Annotated in this window: 15 protein-coding genes and 1 tRNA gene; 10 read left to right on the top strand and 6 right to left on the bottom strand. The window is 64.0% G+C overall.

What is annotated here, in order from left to right; all coding sequences use genetic code 11:
- The first annotated feature begins 643 nt into the window (after window positions 1-643).
- Window positions 644-910 (top strand): hypothetical protein, encoded by a 267-nt coding sequence (locus I6F16_RS22185; RefSeq protein WP_036025525.1) that lies wholly within the window; start codon window positions 644-646, stop codon window positions 908-910.
- A 59-nt stretch (window positions 911-969) separates the two neighbouring features.
- Here I6F16_RS22185 and I6F16_RS22180 read toward each other — a convergent pair whose 3' ends face one another.
- Together I6F16_RS22180 and I6F16_RS22175 are read right to left on the bottom strand one after the other, a co-directional pair.
- Window positions 970-2,991: a tetratricopeptide repeat protein gene (locus I6F16_RS22180; protein ID WP_225113868.1), complete on the bottom strand. Its 2,022-nt coding sequence runs from the start codon at window positions 2,989-2,991 to the stop codon at window positions 970-972.
- 533 nt (window positions 2,992-3,524) lie between these two features.
- Window positions 3,525-3,617 (bottom strand) — tRNA-Ser (locus I6F16_RS22175).
- Between the two features lie 747 nt (window positions 3,618-4,364).
- Between I6F16_RS22175 and I6F16_RS22170 the strand changes: the two genes are divergently transcribed.
- Window positions 4,365-5,894, top strand: a complete 1,530-nt coding sequence (locus I6F16_RS22170) for a porin (RefSeq protein WP_225113869.1) — start codon at window positions 4,365-4,367, stop codon at window positions 5,892-5,894.
- Window positions 5,895-6,023: 129 nt separating this feature from the next.
- Here I6F16_RS22170 and I6F16_RS22165 read toward each other — a convergent pair whose 3' ends face one another.
- Together I6F16_RS22165 and I6F16_RS22160 are read right to left on the bottom strand one after the other, a co-directional pair.
- Window positions 6,024-6,185, bottom strand: coding sequence for a DUF3551 domain-containing protein (locus I6F16_RS22165; RefSeq protein WP_345960951.1), 162 nt, complete (start codon window positions 6,183-6,185; stop codon window positions 6,024-6,026).
- Window positions 6,186-6,449: 264 nt separating this feature from the next.
- Window positions 6,450-8,870: a lytic transglycosylase domain-containing protein gene (locus I6F16_RS22160; protein WP_225113879.1), complete on the bottom strand. Its 2,421-nt coding sequence runs from the start codon at window positions 8,868-8,870 to the stop codon at window positions 6,450-6,452.
- Between the two features lie 281 nt (window positions 8,871-9,151).
- On the opposite strand from I6F16_RS22160, the gene dapA reads away from it, so the two are divergent.
- From dapA to I6F16_RS22140, 4 genes are read left to right on the top strand one after another with little or no spacing between them, the layout of a single operon-like run.
- Window positions 9,152-10,042 (top strand): 4-hydroxy-tetrahydrodipicolinate synthase, encoded by an 891-nt coding sequence (gene dapA, locus I6F16_RS22155; RefSeq protein WP_036015047.1) that lies wholly within the window; start codon window positions 9,152-9,154, stop codon window positions 10,040-10,042.
- 54 nt (window positions 10,043-10,096) lie between these two features.
- Complete coding sequence (gene mscL, locus I6F16_RS22150; RefSeq protein ID WP_036039223.1) at window positions 10,097-10,510, top strand: large conductance mechanosensitive channel protein MscL; 414 nt, start codon at window positions 10,097-10,099, stop codon at window positions 10,508-10,510.
- Window positions 10,511-10,569: 59 nt separating this feature from the next.
- Window positions 10,570-11,043: an SsrA-binding protein SmpB gene (gene smpB, locus I6F16_RS22145; protein ID WP_025036727.1), complete on the top strand. Its 474-nt coding sequence runs from the start codon at window positions 10,570-10,572 to the stop codon at window positions 11,041-11,043.
- Window positions 11,044-11,047: 4 nt separating this feature from the next.
- Window positions 11,048-11,641 carry a peroxiredoxin gene (locus tag I6F16_RS22140; RefSeq protein ID WP_036025520.1) on the top strand — a complete coding sequence of 198 codons (594 nt, stop codon included), beginning with the start codon at window positions 11,048-11,050 and terminating at the stop codon, window positions 11,639-11,641.
- 85 nt (window positions 11,642-11,726) lie between these two features.
- Here the strand turns inward: I6F16_RS22140 and I6F16_RS22135 are convergent, their stop codons facing one another.
- Complete coding sequence (locus I6F16_RS22135) at window positions 11,727-12,401, bottom strand: uracil-DNA glycosylase (protein WP_036025518.1); 675 nt, start codon at window positions 12,399-12,401, stop codon at window positions 11,727-11,729.
- Window positions 12,382-13,026: an NYN domain-containing protein gene (locus tag I6F16_RS22130; protein WP_036015038.1), complete on the bottom strand. Its 645-nt coding sequence runs from the start codon at window positions 13,024-13,026 to the stop codon at window positions 12,382-12,384. Before I6F16_RS22130 ends, I6F16_RS22135 begins: the two co-directional genes overlap by 20 nt.
- Before the next feature lie 330 nt (window positions 13,027-13,356).
- On the opposite strand from I6F16_RS22130, the gene rpoZ reads away from it, so the two are divergent.
- The 4 genes from rpoZ (at window position 13,357) to acpS (ending at window position 17,457) form a co-directional block, all read left to right on the top strand.
- On the top strand, window positions 13,357-13,749 hold the full coding sequence (gene rpoZ / locus I6F16_RS22125; protein WP_007603391.1) for a DNA-directed RNA polymerase subunit omega: 393 nt from the start codon (window positions 13,357-13,359) through the stop codon (window positions 13,747-13,749).
- 205 nt (window positions 13,750-13,954) lie between these two features.
- Window positions 13,955-16,243: a bifunctional (p)ppGpp synthetase/guanosine-3',5'-bis(diphosphate) 3'-pyrophosphohydrolase gene (locus tag I6F16_RS22120; protein ID WP_036015037.1), complete on the top strand. Its 2,289-nt coding sequence runs from the start codon at window positions 13,955-13,957 to the stop codon at window positions 16,241-16,243.
- Window positions 16,244-16,288: 45 nt separating this feature from the next.
- Window positions 16,289-17,041 (top strand): pyridoxine 5'-phosphate synthase, encoded by a 753-nt coding sequence (locus tag I6F16_RS22115; protein ID WP_057029760.1) that lies wholly within the window; start codon window positions 16,289-16,291, stop codon window positions 17,039-17,041.
- A complete protein-coding gene (gene acpS / locus I6F16_RS22110) occupies window positions 17,038-17,457 on the top strand; it encodes a holo-ACP synthase (RefSeq protein WP_025036721.1) in 420 nt (139 codons plus the stop codon). The genes I6F16_RS22115 and acpS overlap by 4 nt, the downstream gene beginning before the upstream one ends.
- Window positions 17,458-17,467 lie beyond the last annotated feature (10 nt).

Raw genomic sequence — 17,467 nt, 5'->3', positions numbered from 1 at the left:
TGCCGGCATTCCTCCCCCTCACATCGTTGATTTGATCGCGTCGCGTCCGAGCGCGCTTCTGTCGTGCCGGCTTGATCGCTTGGCTTGGAGAGGCAAGGCGGCCCGTGGCGTGATCGCGCGCCGTTTCGCCCAGCGGTGTCGCCGCCCGGCTCCGACGGGCCGATCCAGCACGCGCGGCTTGTCGTGGAACGATTGCGGCCGCTGGAATACTGGGTCACCCGCCTGCCACCTTCGCCGCTTCGGCGGCCCGAGACCGCATACCGTGGAAGCCTTGGCGTAGCGAGGGCGCGGGTGACGCCAGTTGAAGAAAAGCAACCACATGACCTGCGCCACCGCGCGCGATGGTTATCGATGTCCTGAAATCCCAGGGTAAACCGAATCTGACGAATGACAGAAGTCCCTGCGAATCATGGACTTCTTGAATTCTCGGCGCAGGAGGCGCGCGCCCGCGTTTACGTCTGCTTCATCGCGATGCTTAAACTGCCATTCAAATTTGCCCGCCATCATCGCCTCCAACAAGCCGGCAAACGGCGACGGGGAAGAGTTGAACAGTGCACGATCCCGTGACGGGTCATGCACATCAGAGGTTGGACGGGAGCCGCGCTCGGGGGACGAGGCGGCATAAAAACAAAGGGGATGCGTGATGTTTCAGGGTACTTTCGATCTGGAGACGGCGACGCCGGTCGATGCGAGCGCGCTGTCGGACGTGCTGTTCGAGCGCGGGATCTATTGGGCGAGCGGCCGCTCCGGCATCGTCGATCTCGTCGCCGCGCACAAATGGTTCAATCTCGCCGCGCTGAAGGGCCGCAAGGACGCCGTGGCGCTGCGCCAGGAAATCGCCGGGCAGATGTCGGAGGCCGAGATCTCCGTCGCGCAGCGTGAGGCGAGAGCCTGGGTCTGCGCGCACTGAGCGTCACTTCGCTTGGGAACCGGACCTTGACCGGGCGGCGCCACCGCGCCGAGGCGGCTTCAGGTCGAGGTTTGCACGGCAAACGAGGCCGGCGCTTCGCCCGCGCAATGCCTGCGCCAGATTTCGTCGAATGCCTTTTCGATATCCCGCGTCATGCGGACAGTATCGAAAAGCGGCCAAGTGGTCCGGCGCGCCGCCAGCTTGCTCCTGAGCGCGACGCGAAGTTCGGAATCGTGCGCGATTCGAAGTGCCAAAGCCTCATATTCCTCCAGCGATCGCGTCACCAGCTCGGGAAGGCCTACGGCGATCAGGAGACTGGCTGCAACGCGTCCGGCAAAAGTGGTCCCAAGGCACGTCAGGACCGGCAAGCCGGCCCAGAGGGCGTCGCTGGCCCCGGTGTGGGCGTTGTAGGGCAATGTGTCCAGGAACAGATCGGCGACCTGGTGGCGCGCCAAATGCTCCTCAGCAGGGACGCGCGGAGCGAACACGATTCTCTCGGCGACAATCCCCCGCGCAACGGCTTCACGCTTCAGATTCTCCGTGGCGACCGGGTCGCCATCCAGCAGCCAAAGGACGCTTCCGGGGGTCTTGTCGAGCAGCCGCATCCAGACGCCGAACAACGGGGGCGTGATCTTGGGGCTTCTGTTGAACGCGCAGTAGACCAACGCATCGTCCGCCAGTCCGAGCTGGCTCCGGCTCGGTGGATTTGACGGGAGCGGTCGCTTCGCGTCGGTCGCCTGGTAGCTATTGGGAAGATAGATCACTTTCTCGGCGTAATAAGGCTGCTCTGCTTCGGGGATGACGATCCGGTCGGCCATGAGATAGTCGACATAGGGGGCGCCCATCGTGCCGGGAAAGCCGAGATAGCTGACCTGGATAGGAGCCGGCCGGCGCGCAATGATTTTCGGCCGTGCACCGGCAGTGAAGCCGCCGAGATCGACGAGAACCTCGATCTCGAGCTGGCCGATCAGCTTGACGACGTCCTCGTCGGCGAGATCGCTGACATCTTCAAAACGTTCGAATGCGGCCCTCAAGCGGTTGCGCATCTGGCTGTCGTCGTCGGGCCCGTGGGAGATGGCGGTGACGTCGAAGCGCTCGCGGTCGTGCGCCTCGAAGATTCCGGCCATCAAATACGCGGTGGCATGACTGCGAAAATCGGCCGACATGTACGCGACCCGGAGCCGGGACGCCGGTCTCGGCGTTCCGGGCCTGGCGGCACCCCCGTCGGGGGTCACCTTGGCGACATAGGCCTTCGCGCAGGTCAATTGGCGTGCAGGCGATGAGGAGACATGAAAGAAGGTGAAGGGGTCGACCGGCACGCCTGCCTCGGCAGCGTCTTCCATGGTGGCCTGTTCACGTTCGAAGCTGCTCCAGTCGGCGCGCTTCCGCTTGCAAGCAACGAGGTTGCTCAGCGCAAACGGGAACGTCTTATCAAGTGCGACCGTTCGTTCCAGAGCCACGATCGCTTCGTCGTCTCGCCCCAGCTGGCCAAGAACCTCAGACAACGCGAAATGGTTCTGTGGGTCGGCCGGTGCAAGCTCGATGGCGCGGGCGTAGCTGTCACGCGCTTCCACGAGTCGACCAAGCTGCTGCAACGCGCTGCCTCGGTTGGCGAACGCGGCGCTCGACGGTGCGATCGCAATGGAGCGATCAAACTCGGCTATGGCTTCGCGAAGCTGCTGCCGTGCAATGAGGATCGCTCCGCGATTGAGATGCGCGTCCGCGAAGTTCGGAGCCAGGGCGATTACTTTCGCAAGCCAGACGAGCGCATCGTCCGGCTTGTCCAGCGCGCGCAGCACGTTGGCATAGTTGAAAAGAACGTCGGGATTGCCGGGGTCGACGCGTGCAGCCTTCTTCAGCAAAGGCTCGGCATCCGCAAAATGGCCGCGCTGGGCGTGCAACAGCCCCAGCATATGGAGCGCGACGGCATGCGTTCTGCTTCCCTTCAGAATGGTCGTGTAGGCCCGTTCCGCTTCCGACAGATTGCCCGAACGGTGCGCCGCAATTGCCTGGTCCAGAATAGCTGACGGATGGAGTGAGGAGGGGGCCGAGGCTCCCTTGTTGCGGCCTTGTTGCGACATGCAATGGGTTCTCGACCCGACGTAGGGGGTCTGTGCTCGGGCGAAATGGTGCAAAAACTCTAGTCACCTTTGCCGGCGAGAACAACGGCCGCGCCGCCTGCGCTCATTCGCACGGGCGGACGCGCTGCGCTGGAGCAAGTTTCTTCTTCATGGCGTCGCCTAGAATCCGACGGCATGAGCAACCAGGCTACGAATGGACGATGGCTGCCGATTCAGATCGCTCCCGACGAGTGCGACCTGGAACTCGGGCGTCTGCACAAAACAGGTATTGTGCCATGGTCCTTTCCATGCCGGCGTAAGGGCGGCATCTGGTTCAATGTTTGGGCCGATGAGGCCGTGCTGATAGCGCCCTCGCATTGGCGGGTCTGGCGATCCGGCATTTAGGTGGGGGCTCACATATATAAGGAGCGCGCGAATCGCGCGGGCTCGCCGCCCTCATCCTTGTGCGGAACTTTCGCACCGGCGTCGCCCATCGCCTTCCGCTGGACGCGCGCAGGGACCTTGATTCTGCTTCCGGGGATTCTGCTGCCGGGTGGCGGAGAGGGAGGGATTCGAACCCTCGATACAGCTTGAGACCGTATGACGCTTTAGCAAAGCGTTGCCTTCAGCCACTCGGCCACCTCTCCGGTGCGAGCCTTATGCATCTATTTGCTCGGGCTGGTCAATTTGGAAGCGCGTGTTTTCGCTCGAATATTCCCAGCGATTTGCGAAACGAGACGGGTTTGCGCTCGGATCAGGGCGTGGCGCTGAATTTTCGAGGAAATTCAAAGGTGCAAAGAAGGACTAGCACCTCTGCGTCCTCGCTCGCCGAGCTGTCCGGCCCGATTATCCCGCCAGCGTGACTTCCATATAGAGAGTGATGGCGAGCCCCGGACGGCGGAGGTATTTGCAGGCTGCCTGCGTCAGATTGCGCGACGGGGAGGCGGTCGATGCCTGCCCATTGAGTCTCCTTCTGATTCCACGATTCGAGCGCCTCAAAGCTGGCTCAAGCCGAGCTCTCGCGCGCGGCGCCTCATGTGCGGAACTTTGATGGCATTTGGAACCGCTCCGAAAACGTCAATGTAAACAATGCGTTACGAGAGCGGTTTGATCACATCTGCGTGTTATTTGTGCAACACCCGTTGGAAAACACGCTGCACCGGCCCGTTTCGGAGCGTTCTCTTGTTGTGTGTGCAAGGACGTTCGGTAATTGTGACTGAGCGACGGAGGGGGGCATCCCGAGGTCGTCCCGTTTAGGTCATTCGCTTAAGTCCCTCGCGTTCATGCGGGTGTGTCCGAAGACGCGAAGGGGCCGAAAGCGGTGATTTAGAGGGGGTTGGGGAATTGGCCGTCCGGTCAGTGACCTTCCCTGAAGAGCAACTTGGAGGTTTAACATGAAGTTGGTTAAGAGCCTTTTGCTCGGCTCAGCGGCGGGTCTGATCGCCGTGGGCGGAGCTCAGGCAGCCGATCTCCCCGTGAAGGCCAAGGCGGTCGAGTACGTGAAGATCTGCTCCCTGTACGGTGCTGGATTCTACTACATCCCGGGCACCGACACCTGCATCAAGTTCGGCGGCTATCTGCGTGCCGACATGCTGTTTAACACGAACAGCGACTACGGCATTGGCCAGGGTGCTCCCGGCGGCGCCAACAACCGTCTGGACAACTACTACCAGACCCGCGCTCGTTTGGACTTCACCATCGATACCCGCACGGCAACCGAGTACGGCGTGGTCCGCACCTACGCCGATACGGTTTTCAGCTGGGATGCCACCTCGGTGACCGGCAGCGCCCCGTCTGCCTTCTCGGTCGGTTCGGCTTCGCTCGGCCTCTACCATGCGTTCATCCAGTTCGCTGGTTTCACCTTCGGCCGCACCGTCTCGATCTTCGACGCACCGTGGCAGAGCTATCCGGCTGGCGGTCCCGACTTCCTTCCGGGCGGCAGCAACAACGTCACCGGTGTGAACCAGGTCGCCTACACGGCTGATTTCGGCCAGGGCATCACGGGTTCGGTCGCGTTGCAGGATATGACGACCGCCGCTGGCGGCCAGTCGAACCTTTGGAACGCGAGCGTGACCGGCGTTGCGGGTGCAGTGGGTGGCTTCGCCACGACTGCAGCTGCGGGCGCTGCCTTCATCCAGGGCATCTACGGTGTCAACGATTGGGGTGGCACGCGCATGCCCGACATCGTCGGTCAGGTCCGTGTCGATCAGGCTTGGGGTCTGTTCCAGATCTCGGCGGCGGCGCACGAACTCCACTCGGCTTATTACGGTACGACGGAGCTCACGGGTCATCCGTCGGACAAGTGGGGCTGGGCGGTGCAAGGTGCCTTGTCGATCAAGAACATCCCGACTGGTGCGGGTGACTCGATCAACTTGCAGGCGGTCTACACCGACGGTGCTTCGCGGTACAACTTCCAGAGCCTGTTCCCGCAGACCATCTTCATCTACGGCGGCAGCGGCATCGCTTATCAGAGCATCGGCTTCGCCGGTATCGCTGATGGCGTGTTCGGTTCCGGTCTCGGTATCGAGACCGTCAAGACCTGGGGCTTCCGCGGTGGTTATACCCACAACTGGTCCCCGAACTGGGCGTCGGGCATCTACGGTGCTTATGCTTCGCTCCGCTACGGCGATCAAAGCAAGGCTCTGATCTGCGCCAACTTCGCTGCTGCTCTGGCCCCCGCCGCTGGCTCGACCTGTAACCCCGACTTCAACCTTGCGGTTATCGGCGGCAACTTGGTCTGGACTCCGGTCAAGGGTCTCGCCTTCACGGCTGACGTGAGCTACGTCTGGCTCGACCAGAAGCACTCTGGCGTTGTCACGGGCGCCAACACGGCCAACCTGGCTGTTGCCAAGCCCGCAGCGACCTACGAGCTGAAGGATCAGGGCAACCTGCAGATGCTCCTGCGCGCTCAGCGCAACTTCTAAGATCGACCCTAGGTTGATCCATGAACCCCGGCAGGAAACTGCCGGGGTTTTTCTTTGGAGCGTAGCGCTTCGCCTAACGTGCGGACCTTGTTGGCTCGCAAGCTGGAATGTCGGCAAAGTGCTATCAAACTACCATCTCAGGCCCTTCCACTCCTTGAAGGCATAGGTCGGGTTGAGACCGCAGGCATCGATTGTGCCCGACGCGGTCGCCATGCACTGGCTGTAATTGGACAACTGGCAGTTGCCAGGATTCTCCCAACGCCGTTCTTGCAGGCAATAGCGATTCTGGATGCCGGTTACCTGTGGCTGGGCAGGATGGCGGTTCTTGCCGAAGGGGGGAGCCGCCGGTCGCGAGGCCCGACGAGATCACGGCTGCGAACAGGAACGCACCGACCACGCGCAGCGTGACACGTTCCCAGCCTTGTGAGGCATAAGCTAACCGGTGCGTGGGAACGCTTGGCGCAATTCTATCGTCAGGTCGCTGGTGCCGTCGACGAATCCTGCCGAGCCCTGCCCAGCAACCAGGCTCTGATTCTAACGGGCCATCGACGCCCGTTACTGCACGCTGACGGCGCCGCGGCGCAGATCGGCTTCGATCTGCAAGCGGGTGCCGCCGCCGAAACGGGCGCGGTAGACTTGAAGGTTTTCCATGATCCGCTGCACATAGTTGCGCGTCTCGGAGAACGGAATCAGCTCGACCCAGTCGACCGCGTCGACCTTGGGGTCGCGCGGATCGCCGTAACGCTCGACCCACTTCTTCACGCTGCCGCGGCCGGCATTGTAGGCGGCGAACGTCATGATGTAGGAGCCGCGATAATCCTCGAGCAGTCCGCCGAGCTCGGCCGAGCCGAGCGTGGCGTTGTAGACGGAGTCGTTCTTCAGCCGCCCCAGGTCGTAGGTTGCGCCGTGGCGCTTGCAGACGTAGCGGGCGGCATCCGGCGTCACCTGCATCAGCCCGTAGGCCTGCGCCGGCGAGACCACCGACGGGTTGAACGCGCTCTCCTGCCGCGCAATCGCATAGATGATGCTGCGTTCGACCTCGGGGCCGATCGGCGTGAACTGAGGGATGCCGTTGACGGGGTAGGCGTAGAAGTCGAACGGGAGGCCGCGGTTGAGCGCGGCCTTGCCGAGCAGCAGCATGCCGCGCGCGTCGCTGTAGCGCTGGGTGAGCTCGCCGAGGCCCGCGAGCGCCTCGGGATCGCCGTTCTCGCCCATGTCGGCGAGCAGCGGTATCGCGAACTCGCGCTCGTCCAGCTCGTAGAGCAGTTGCGCGGCGCGCACGATCTCGAGCCGCTCGGCGCCGCGACCGCGCGGCTGGCTGTTGAGCTCGATCTGCGGCAGGCCGAGCTTTGCGCGCGCGAGCTGGCCGTAATAGCTGGTCGATTGCTCGGCCGCCCGCGCATAGGCATTGCGTGCCTCCTGCTGGCGACCCATCGCCTCGGCAGCGCGGCCCTGCCAATAGCCGGCACGCGCCAGCGCGGTGGGATTGACGCTGCCGACCCCGATGCGGGCGAAATGCTGGGCGGCGGTCGCGGGATCGTTGAGGAATCGCAGCGCGATCCAGCCGGCGGTAAACTCCTGCTCGGTCTTGTAGATGTCGCGCGAGGGCAGGGCGGCGTCGCGCGCGATCAGATAGGCGCTGCGGAATTCCTCGGTGTCGATCATCTTGCGGGCCAGGAGGCGCCGCTCGATCCACCATTCATCGAGATTGTGGAGGCGACCCGGATCCTTCGGCGCGGACAGCATCAGCTGGGCGGCTTCAGTGAACTTCTCCTCGCGGCGCAGCAGCTGGATCTTGCTGAAGATGAAGCCGGGATCGCCGTGCAACTCGCGCGGCACGGCATCGAGCAGCGCCCGCGCGTTCGGCGCTTTCTTGACCGCGGCGATGCGGGCCTTGGCGAGTGCGACATAGCCGGCGCCGAGACGCTTGGCGGCGCGTAGCGCCGCCTCGTTCTCGCTGCCGTAGAGCAGGTTGTCCATCCGCGCTTTCTGGTCGCCTGGCGTGAGCAGGGCGCCGAACTGGTCGAGCGCGTTGTTCTCGGTGTCCTCCGACATCGGATCGGCGCGCCAGGCGTCGCGCACCAGCCGCTCGGCATTGGCGCGGTCGCCGCGCGCCAGCATCGCCCTGGCCAGCGTGAAGCGTCCCTTGGCGGAGATCGGCGATTCGTTCTCGAACCACGACCACGCGACCGACTCGTCGCGCCTGTCGTCCCACATCGCGGCCTCGAGGCGCCGGCGCAGGAAGGTCTGCGATGGCCAGCTCGGATTGGCTGAGAGGAAGGCGCGATAGCGTTCCACGGTAGCGCCGTTGTCCTCGCTGCGCAGGATGATCCATTCGGCGAGCTTTCGCGCGACCGGATCGGAGATGCCGGCCGCGGCATTGGTGGCGTCGCCGGCCTTGCGCTTGCGCACGAGCTCGATGACGCTCTCCAGGGTGTCCTTGTCAGCCTGCGACGTCGACGACGTCGCAGCCACGGCGGCCGGGATGACCGGCTTGCGCGGCGCTGCATGCTGGCGCGTTGCAGGCGCCAGTATGGGAGCTGCGGCCGGTCTGGCCGGGGCCGGCGCAGTCGGTTTGACGGTGGCAGTCACGGCCGGGGCGGGGGCTGCCTTGGGCGGCGAGCCGCTCGCAGTCGGCGCTGCCTTAGGTGCAGCTGCAGGGGTCGTGGCAGCAGGAGCGGTGGCCGCAGGCTTGGATTTGTCTTTGGGCTTGTCCTTCGCCGGTTCCTTGCTGGCGTTCTTGCCGGCATCCGGCTTCTTCGCGGCGTCCTTGGCGGGGGTGCCGAGCGTACCCTTTGCGGCCTTCGCGGCGTCCTTGCCGGTTCCCTTGGCTGTATCCTTCGCCGTTTCCTTGGTCGATCCTTTGGCCGGGCCATTCGAGGCGTCCTTGGCTGCTGGCTTGGCGGGATCCTTGGTCTCCGCGGCCGTCTCGTTGGACTTGGCGAACGCGGCGCAGTCCATCGACAGCCCGGCCATCAGGCACAATGCCATACTCAGGGATCGCCACGCGGCAGATGCAAAGGAGGTCACGGCGTTTCGTCGCCCCGAATCAGTGAAGTGGCTCAAGACCTAGCTGAATTTGCTTGAATATGCGGAGAAAATACCAACAGCCGCTTACCTCGGGCCGATTTGCACCAGCACCGCGGCAAAATCGCGGCCTAAACCCAGCCTGGCACCGACCCCGGGTCTTTTACCGGCCGGATAGACCCGATATGAAGGGGGCTTGCTCAAGAGATCGCCGCGTACGGAGGAAGTCCATGGCAGCCAAGACGAAATTCCGAGGGTCGTTCACCGCCTTGGTCACCCCGTTCAAGAACGGCTCGCTCGACGAGGCGGCGTTTCGCTCCCTGGTCAATTGGCAGATTTCCGAGGGCACCAACGGCCTCGTTCCGGTCGGCACCACCGGCGAGAGCCCGACGCTCAGTCATGACGAGCACAAGAAGGTCGTGGAATGGTGCATCGCTGAAGCCAAGGGCCGCGTGCCCGTCATCGCCGGCGCCGGCTCCAACTCGACCAAGGAGGCGATCGAGCTCTCCCAGCACGCCGAAAAGGCGGGCGCGGACGCCGTGTTGATCGTCACGCCCTATTACAACAAGCCGACGCAAGAAGGCATGTACCAGCACTTCAAGGCGATCAACGATGCGATCGGCATTCCGATCATCATCTACAACATCCCACCGCGCTCGGTGATCGACATGTCGGTCGACACCATGAAGCGGCTGTGGGAGCTGAAGAACATCGCCGGGGTCAAGGACGCCACCGCCAGCATGGTCCGCGTGTCGCAGCAGCGCGCGGCGATGGGCGAGGACTTCAACCAGCTCTCGGGCGAGGACGCCACCATCATCGGCTACATGGCCCATGGCGGCCATGGCTGCATCTCGGTGACCTCGAACGTCGCGCCGCGCCTGTGCTCGGAGTTCCACGCCGCCTGGCAGAAGGGCGACACCAAGGCGGCGCTCGCGATCCACGACAAGCTGATGCCGCTGCACAACAACCTCTTCATCGAGAGCAATCCGGCGCCGATCAAGTACGCGATGTCGCTGCTCGGCAAGCTGGACGAGACGCTGCGGCTGCCGATGGTTCCGGTGTCCGAGCCGACGCGGGTTGCCGTGCGCAGCGCGATGGTTCACGCAGGTCTGGTCAACTGACGCATTAGCCGTTCGGGGGAGCCTTTCATGAGCGTGGAGGAAAAGGGCGCGCGGATGCTCAAGGAGTTCCGCGAGTTCGCCATGAAGGGCAACGTCGTCGATCTCGCGGTCGGCGTCATCATCGGCGCGGCCTTCGGCGGCATCGTCACCTCGCTGGTCGGTGACGTCATCATGCCGATCATCGGCGCGGTCACCGGTGGCCTCGACTTCTCGAACTACTTCATCCCCTTGTCGAAGGCGGTCACCGCAACCAACTTGGCGGATGCCAAAAAGCAAGGCGCCGTCCTTGCTTACGGCAGCTTCCTGACGCTGACGATCAACTTCATCATCGTCGCCTTCGTGCTGTTCCTGGTAATCCGCGCCATGAATACGCTGAAGCGCAAGGAGGAGGCGGCACCCGCTGCTCCGCCAAAGCCGTCGGCCGAGGTCGAGCTGCTGACGGAGATCCGCGATCTCCTCAAGAAGTGACGCGTCCACTTCATCCGAACTGTTAGAATCCGAGCGCATCTCGATCAGGTTTGCCCGTCATGGCCGATAAGAACGAACGTCCGATCAAGGTGATGGCGGAAAATCGCAAGGCGCGTTTCAACTACGCCATCGAGGACACGATCGAGGCGGGCATTGCGCTGACCGGCACCGAGGTCAAGTCGATCCGCAACGGCAAGAGCACGATCGCGGAATCATATGCCGATTCGAAGAACGGCGAGATCTGGCTGATCAACGCCACCATTCCCGAATACCTGCAAGGCAACCGCTTCAACCACGAGCCCAAGCGGCCGCGAAAGCTGCTGCTCCACCGCCGCCAGATCAACAAGCTGATCGGCGCGGTCGACCGCGAGGGCATGACGCTGATCCCGCTCAAGCTTTACTTCAACGAGCGCGGCCGGGCCAAGCTGCAGCTGGCGGTTGCGAAGGGCAAGAAGCTGCACGACAAGCGCGAGTCCGAGAAGAAGCGCGACTGGAGCCGGGAGAAGGGCCGGCTGCTGCGGGCGAGGGGATGACGAGATGAATCAACGGAACCTGCTCGAGGTCGACTGGAGCCAGATTCCCGCGCCTTCCGACGATGGCGCCGCCGCGCATCTCGAAGGCATGACGTTGCCGCCGATTGGCCTGCTCGCGACCGACGACACATCGGTCACCCTGTCGGCTTTGCGCGGCCGCACCGTGGTGTTCGCCTATCCCCGCACCGGCGAGCCCGGCAAGATCGCGCTGGTCGACGATTGGGACATGATCCCCGGAGCGCGCGGCTGCACGCCCCAGACCTGCGCCTTTCGCGATCTCTACGCCGAGCTGAAGGCCGCCGGCGCCGCGCACGTGTTCGGCCTCTCGACCCAGAGCAACGACTATCAGATCGAGATGGCGTCGCGCCTGCATCTGCCGTTCCCGGTGCTTTCGGACGAGAAGCTGGCGCTGACGCGCGCCTTGAACTTGCCGACCATGGAGGTCGCGGGCCTGACGCTGATCAAGCGCCTCGCGCTTGTTATCGACGACGCCAGGATCACGCACGTGTTCTATCCGGTGTTTCCGCCCGACCGGAACGCCGGCGACGTGCTGGCCTGGCTCAAGGCAAATCCCGTCAATAAGGCGCGATGCGATTAGGATGAATCGTCATCGCGCTTTAGCTTATTGTTTGAGCATGATCTTTTCGGAAAACCGCTACGCACTTTTCCGGATCATGCTCTAGCTAATCGAGATCCGCCTTCACCTTCGCGAACACGGATCTGAACATGTCTGGCGTCAGCACGCCGGTGTTCGTGTTGTAGCGGGAGCAGTGATAGCTGTCGTAGAGCCTGAACGCGCCGGCCTGATGCACCGCGCCGTGGCCGAAGGGGGCTTGCGAGGCCTTCAAATTCAGCGGCTTGAGCACGCTGTCGTGCGCAATTCGCCCGAGCGCGACGATCGCGCGCAGCTTCGGCATCGTCGCCAGATTGGCCACGAGAAACTGGCGGCAGGTGTTGATCTCGATCGGCAGCGGCTTGTTCTGCGGCGGCACGCAATGCACGGCATTGGCGATCCGGCAGTCGACGAGTTTCAGGCCGTCGTCGGGACGCGCCTGATAGGTGCCCCTCGCAAAGCCGTATTCGATCAGCGTGGCATAGAGCAGGTCGCCGGCATAATCGCCCGTGAACGGCCGCCCCGTGCGGTTGGCGCCCTGCATTCCCGGGGCGAGGCCCACGATCAGGAGGCGGGCCTTGATGTCGCCGAAGGGCGCAACCGGCGCATTGTGCCACGAGGGCTCGCGCGCGCGGTTCGCCTCGCGGAAGGCGACCAGGCGCGGGCAGAGCGGGCAGTCACGGTCGGGAACGATTGTGAGAGGCTGGCGGCTTGACCGGGCCGCCTCACTCCTCGAAGTCGTCATCGCCCCTCGGCGCCGTCGTGGTCGCGCGCTGGAGGAATTGCGGGGCGTGGTGGCGTTCACCACGCTCGCCGCGGTCACGCGGGGCGGGGCGCTCGGACGGATCGCGGCCGAGCTTGGATTGCAGCTCGACGAGGTCGGTGAAGACGTCGGCCTGGCGGCGCAGCTCGTCGGCGATCATCGGCGGCTGGCTGGCGATGGTGGAGACCACCGTGACCCGCACGCCGCGGCGCTGGACGGCCTCGACCAGGGAGCGGAAGTCGCCGTCACCCGAGAACAGCACCATCTGGTCGATGTGCTCGGCGAGCTCCATGGCGTCGACGGCGAGCTCGATGTCCATGTTGCCCTTCACCTTGCGGCGCCCGGAGGCGTCGATGAATTCCTTGGTCGCCTTGGTGACGACCGTGTAGCCGTTGTAGTCCAGCCAGTCGATCAGCGGGCGGATCGAGGAGTATTCCTGGTCTTCGATGATGGCGGTGTAATAGAACGCCCGCAATAACGTCCCGCGGCTCTGAAACTCCTTCAGCAGGCGCTTGTAGTCGATGTCGAAGCCGAGGGTTTTCGCCGTCGCGTAGAGATTGGCCCCGTCGATGAAGAGCGCGATCTTGTTGGTAGGAGAAGGTGACATTCAGTTTGCTCGCGTAGCGTTCGTGATTGATCGTTTTTTGTTGGCGCGGCGACAACAGGCCGCGCAGTTCTAGAGTGCCGCAGAAACCCGTCGAAACCGCAAATCCGGAGAAGTCGGGGCAATCAAGGTATAGTTATGGCGGACTTGCATACACCCCGGGGCCGCCCCCAACGGCAGCCCGGAAAACCACCCGTCCCAGCCCCAATGTGGGGGTAGCAGAGCGGTTTGGCGAGGCCAAATCACAAAATGGTCTTGCGAAACCGTCCCGGCCCCTATAACTAGCCCCAATCATCCACATATTTCGTCCCACCCACAACGGAGCGACAGTCCATGGCTCGCGTCACCGTAGAAGATTGTATCGACAAGGTCGACAACCGGTTTGACTTGGTCCTGCTGGCCGCCCACCGTGCCCGCATGATTTCATCCGGTTCACAACTAACGGTTGACCGCGATAACGACAAGAACCCTGTTGTGTCTTTGCGTGAAATTGCCGAGACGACGATCTCGCCGGAGGACCTCCGCGAGGAGCTGGTCCACTCGTTGCAGAAGTTCGTCGAGGTGGACGAGCCCGAGCCGGATACAGTGCCGCTGATCGGTTCCGCGGGGGCAAGCGTCGATGCCGACGACACCGAGGTCGCCGTGGAGCGCATGACCGAGGAGGAGCTGCTGAAGGGCCTGGAAGGCCTCGCGCCTCCCGAGGAGCAGCCCGAGGAAGACGAGTAATTCCTCCATCGCGATCATCTTCTTCTTGTGATCATATCAAAGGCCCGAACGATCGTTCGGGCCTTTGCTTTTGTTGACCTTTTCGTGGTTACCATAGCGCTGCGGTCGGTGCTTGGCCCTGTCACTGAATTGATCGGACACGAGCGCGATCGGAGTTAGGATGTATGCAGCGGGCCGGCTCAAGCCCGTTTGAAGGCAGGACGGCATGGTATATCGGCGCCGCAGATCCACGCAGATGCAGGCCGCAACCGAATCGGTTGCCGTGGCCCCGACTGCGCCGGTCGCGCGCCCCGCCAGGCCTCGCGCCCGGATGATGCGTCAATATGACCTCGTCGAGCGCGTCAGGTCCTACAATCCCAACACCAACGAAGACCTGCTGAACCGTGCCTACGTCTACGCCATGAAGGCCCACGGCTCGCAGACCCGCGCCTCGGGCGATCCGTATTTCTCGCATCCGCTCGAGGTGGCTGCGATTCTCACCGACCTCAAGCTCGACGACGCCACCATCGTGGCCGCGCTGCTGCACGACACGATCGAGGACACCGAGGCAACGCGGGCTGAGATCGATCAGATCTTCGGCTCGGAGATCGGCGCGCTGGTCGATGGCCTGACCAAGCTGAAGCGGCTGGAGCTGGTGTCGCGGGAGGCTAAGCAGGCCGAGAATCTGCGCAAATTGTTGCTGGCCATTGCCGACGATGTCCGCGTGCTTTTGGTCAAGCTCGCCGACCGTCTGCACAACATGCGCACGCTGGACTTCGTGCCGACGGAATCGCGCCGGCGCATCGCCGAGGAGACGCTCGACATCTATGCGCCGCTGGCGGGGCGCATGGGCATGCAGGAAATGCGCGAGGAGCTGGAGGATCTGTCCTTCCGCACCCTCGATCCCGAAGCCTATTCGGTGGTGATGCAGCGGCTCGACGCGCTGGCTGAGCGCAACCGCAACCTGATCGGCGAGATCGAGGACCAGCTCTCCAACAATCTGCGCCACCGGGGCTTGGGGGCGCGGGTCTATGGCCGGCGCAAGAAGCCGTTCTCGATCTGGACCAAGATGGAGCGCAAGTCGGTCGGCTTCGAGCAATTGTCCGACATCTTCGGCTTCCGCCTCGTCGTCAGCGACGTCGAGGCCTGCTATCGCGCGCTCGGGATCGTCCACACCACCTGGCCGGTCGTGCCCGGACGTTTCAAGGACTATATCTCGACGCCGAAGCAGAACGACTACCGCTCGATCCACACCACGGTGATCGGCCCCGGCAACCAGCGCGTCGAGCTGCAGATCCGCACCGAGGCGATGGACCAGATCGCCGAGCGCGGCATCGCCGCGCACGTTTTCTACAAGGAGGGCGTGGGTTCGCCGACCGAATTCCTCAAGCGCGAGTCCAACGCGTTCGCCTGGCTGCGCCACACCATCGGCATCCTCTCGGAAAGCGCGAACCCGGAGGAATTCCTCGAGCACACCAAGCTCGAGCTGTTCCACGACCAGGTGTTCTGCTTCACCCCGAAGGGCAAGCTGATCGCGCTGCCGCGCCATGCCAACGTGATCGACTTCGCCTATGCGGTGCATACCGACGTCGGCAACAGCGCGGTGGGCTGCAAGATCAACGGCAAATTCGCGCCGCTGTCCTCGGAGCTTCAGAACGGCGACGAGGTCGAGGTGCTGACCTCGGAGGCGCAGTCCGCGCCGCCCTCGGCCTGGGAAACGCTCGCCGTCACCGGCAAGGCGCGTGCCGCGATCCGCCGCGCCACGCGCACCGCGGTGCGCGACCAATATGTCGGGCTCGGCCGGCGCATCGTCGAGCGCTTGTTCGAGCGCGCCAAGATTGAATACGCCGACGACAAGCTCAAGGGCGCGCTGCCGCGGCTCGCGCGCACATCGATCGAGGACGTCATGGCGGCGGTCGGGCGCGGCGAGATCAAGGCCTCCCATGTCGCGCGTGCGATGTACCCGGATTACAAGGAGGAGCGCATCGCGCGCTACGGCGTCAAGAAGGGCCTTGCCGCCAAGCTCAAGGAGAAGGGGGTCTCCGAACAGTCGCGCAGCCCGGTCGCGATCCCGATCCGCGGCATCAATTCCGACCTTCCGGTGAAGTTCGCGCCGAACGGCGGCGCCGTCCCCGGCGATCGCATTGTCGGCATCGTCACGCCGGGCGAGGGCATCACGATCTATCCGATCCAGGCGCCGGCCCTGAAGGATTTCGAGGAGGAGCCGGAGCGCTGGCTCGACGTCCGCTGGGACATCGAGGATTCCGCGCCGCAGCGCTTCCCGGCCCGCATCAAGGTCGAGAACGTCAATGAGCCCGGCGCGCTGGCGCAGATCGCGACCGTGATCGCCGAGCACGACGGCAACATCGACAACATCAGCATGCAGCGCCGCTCGCCCGATTTCACGGAGACGACGATCGATCTCGAAGTCTACGACTTGAAGCACCTCAGCGCGATCCTGGCCCAGCTGCGCGCGAAGGCGGTCGTCGCCAAAGTCGAACGTGTTAATGGATAGGCGCATCTCGCATGCGCCGTTCCCTCTGATTTCGCGAGTTCTGAAATGCCCGCACCTCCGCTCCGCCTCGGCGTCAATATCGATCACGTCGCAACCGTGCGTAACGCGCGCGGCGGCCGCCATCCCGATCCGGTGCGCGCCGCGCTGCTCGCGATCGAGGCCGGCGCCGACGGCATCACCGCACATTTGCGCGAGGACCGCCGGCACATCCGCGACGAGGACATGGCGCGCCTGAAGGCGGAGATCTCCAAGCCGCTCAATTTCGAGATGGCCGCGACGGACGACATGATGCGGATCTCGCTCGCCACCAAGCCGCACGCGGTGTGCCTGGTGCCGGAGCGGCGCCAGGAGGTAACGACCGAAGGCGGGTTGGACGTGGTCGGCCAGCGCAGCGCGCTCGCGCCCTATATCGCGCGGCTGAGCGAGGCCGGCATCCGCGTCTCGCTGTTCATTGCGGCCGATCCCGCCCAGATCGAGATGGCGGCACGGCTGCGCGCCCCTGTGATCGAGATCCACACCGGTGCCTGGTGCGATGCCGTCGTCGATGGCCACACCGACAAGGCCGAGGCTGAATGGCAGCGGATCGTGGCCGGGGTGAAGCTGGCGAAGGACGCGGGACTCGAGGTTCACGCCGGCCACGGGCTGGACTATGCGACGGCGGAGAAGATCGCGAGCTTGCCCGAAATCATGGAGCTGAACATCGGCTATTACATGATCGGCGAGGCGCTGTTCGTGGGGCTGGCCGAGACCGTGCGCAGCATGCGCGCGGCGATGGATCGTGGCCGGAGCCGGGCATGATCATCGGCATCGGCTCCGACCTGATCGACATCACCCGCGTCGCCAAGGTGATCGAGCGCCACGGCGAGCGTTTTCTCGACCGCATCTTCACCGCGGCCGAGCGCGCCAAGGCGGAACGGCGCGCCAAGAACGAGAAGATGGTGGTGGCGACCTACGCCAAGCGCTTCGCCGCCAAGGAGGCCTGCTCCAAGGCACTCGGCACCGGCATCAGGCGCGGCGTCTGGTGGCGCGACATGGGGGTGGTCAACCTGCCGGGCGGGCGGCCGACCATGCAGCTGACCGGCGGCGCGCTGGCCCGGCTCCAGGCCCTGACACCGGAGGGGTTCGAGGCGCGGATCGACCTTTCGATCACCGACGACTGGCCGCTGGCGCAGGCTTTTGTCGTCATTTCCGCCGTCCCGCTGCCGAAACCTTGATCGCGGCTCG

Source organism: Bradyrhizobium sp. IC4060 (assembly GCF_020193715.1).
Lineage (GTDB): Bacteria > Pseudomonadota > Alphaproteobacteria > Rhizobiales > Xanthobacteraceae > Bradyrhizobium > Bradyrhizobium yuanmingense.
The sequence above is the reverse complement of the archived record's forward strand: the minus strand, read 5'-3'. Positions and strand labels throughout refer to the sequence as shown.

Excerpts from the sequence above, each read along its gene's own strand:
- I6F16_RS22185 (WP_036025525.1), top strand. The coding sequence starts at position 644 with ATGTTTCAGGGTACTTTCGATCTGGAGACGGCGACGCCGGTCGATGCG.
- I6F16_RS22180 (WP_225113868.1), bottom strand. The coding sequence starts at position 2,991 with ATGTCGCAACAAGGCCGCAACAAGGGAGCCTCGGCCCCCTCCTCACTC.
- I6F16_RS22170 (WP_225113869.1), top strand. The coding sequence starts at position 4,365 with ATGAAGTTGGTTAAGAGCCTTTTGCTCGGCTCAGCGGCGGGTCTGATC.
- I6F16_RS22160 (WP_225113879.1), bottom strand. The coding sequence starts at position 8,870 with ATGGCCGGGCTGTCGATGGACTGCGCCGCGTTCGCCAAGTCCAACGAG.
- dapA (WP_036015047.1), top strand. The coding sequence starts at position 9,152 with ATGGCAGCCAAGACGAAATTCCGAGGGTCGTTCACCGCCTTGGTCACC.
- mscL (WP_036039223.1), top strand. The coding sequence starts at position 10,097 with ATGCTCAAGGAGTTCCGCGAGTTCGCCATGAAGGGCAACGTCGTCGAT.
- smpB (WP_025036727.1), top strand. The coding sequence starts at position 10,570 with ATGGCCGATAAGAACGAACGTCCGATCAAGGTGATGGCGGAAAATCGC.
- I6F16_RS22140 (WP_036025520.1), top strand. The coding sequence starts at position 11,048 with ATGAATCAACGGAACCTGCTCGAGGTCGACTGGAGCCAGATTCCCGCG.
- I6F16_RS22135 (WP_036025518.1), bottom strand. The coding sequence starts at position 12,401 with ATGACGACTTCGAGGAGTGAGGCGGCCCGGTCAAGCCGCCAGCCTCTC.
- I6F16_RS22130 (WP_036015038.1), bottom strand. The coding sequence starts at position 13,026 with ATGTCACCTTCTCCTACCAACAAGATCGCGCTCTTCATCGACGGGGCC.
- rpoZ (WP_007603391.1), top strand. The coding sequence starts at position 13,357 with ATGGCTCGCGTCACCGTAGAAGATTGTATCGACAAGGTCGACAACCGG.
- I6F16_RS22120 (WP_036015037.1), top strand. The coding sequence starts at position 13,955 with ATGGTATATCGGCGCCGCAGATCCACGCAGATGCAGGCCGCAACCGAA.
- I6F16_RS22115 (WP_057029760.1), top strand. The coding sequence starts at position 16,289 with ATGCCCGCACCTCCGCTCCGCCTCGGCGTCAATATCGATCACGTCGCA.
- acpS (WP_025036721.1), top strand. The coding sequence starts at position 17,038 with ATGATCATCGGCATCGGCTCCGACCTGATCGACATCACCCGCGTCGCC.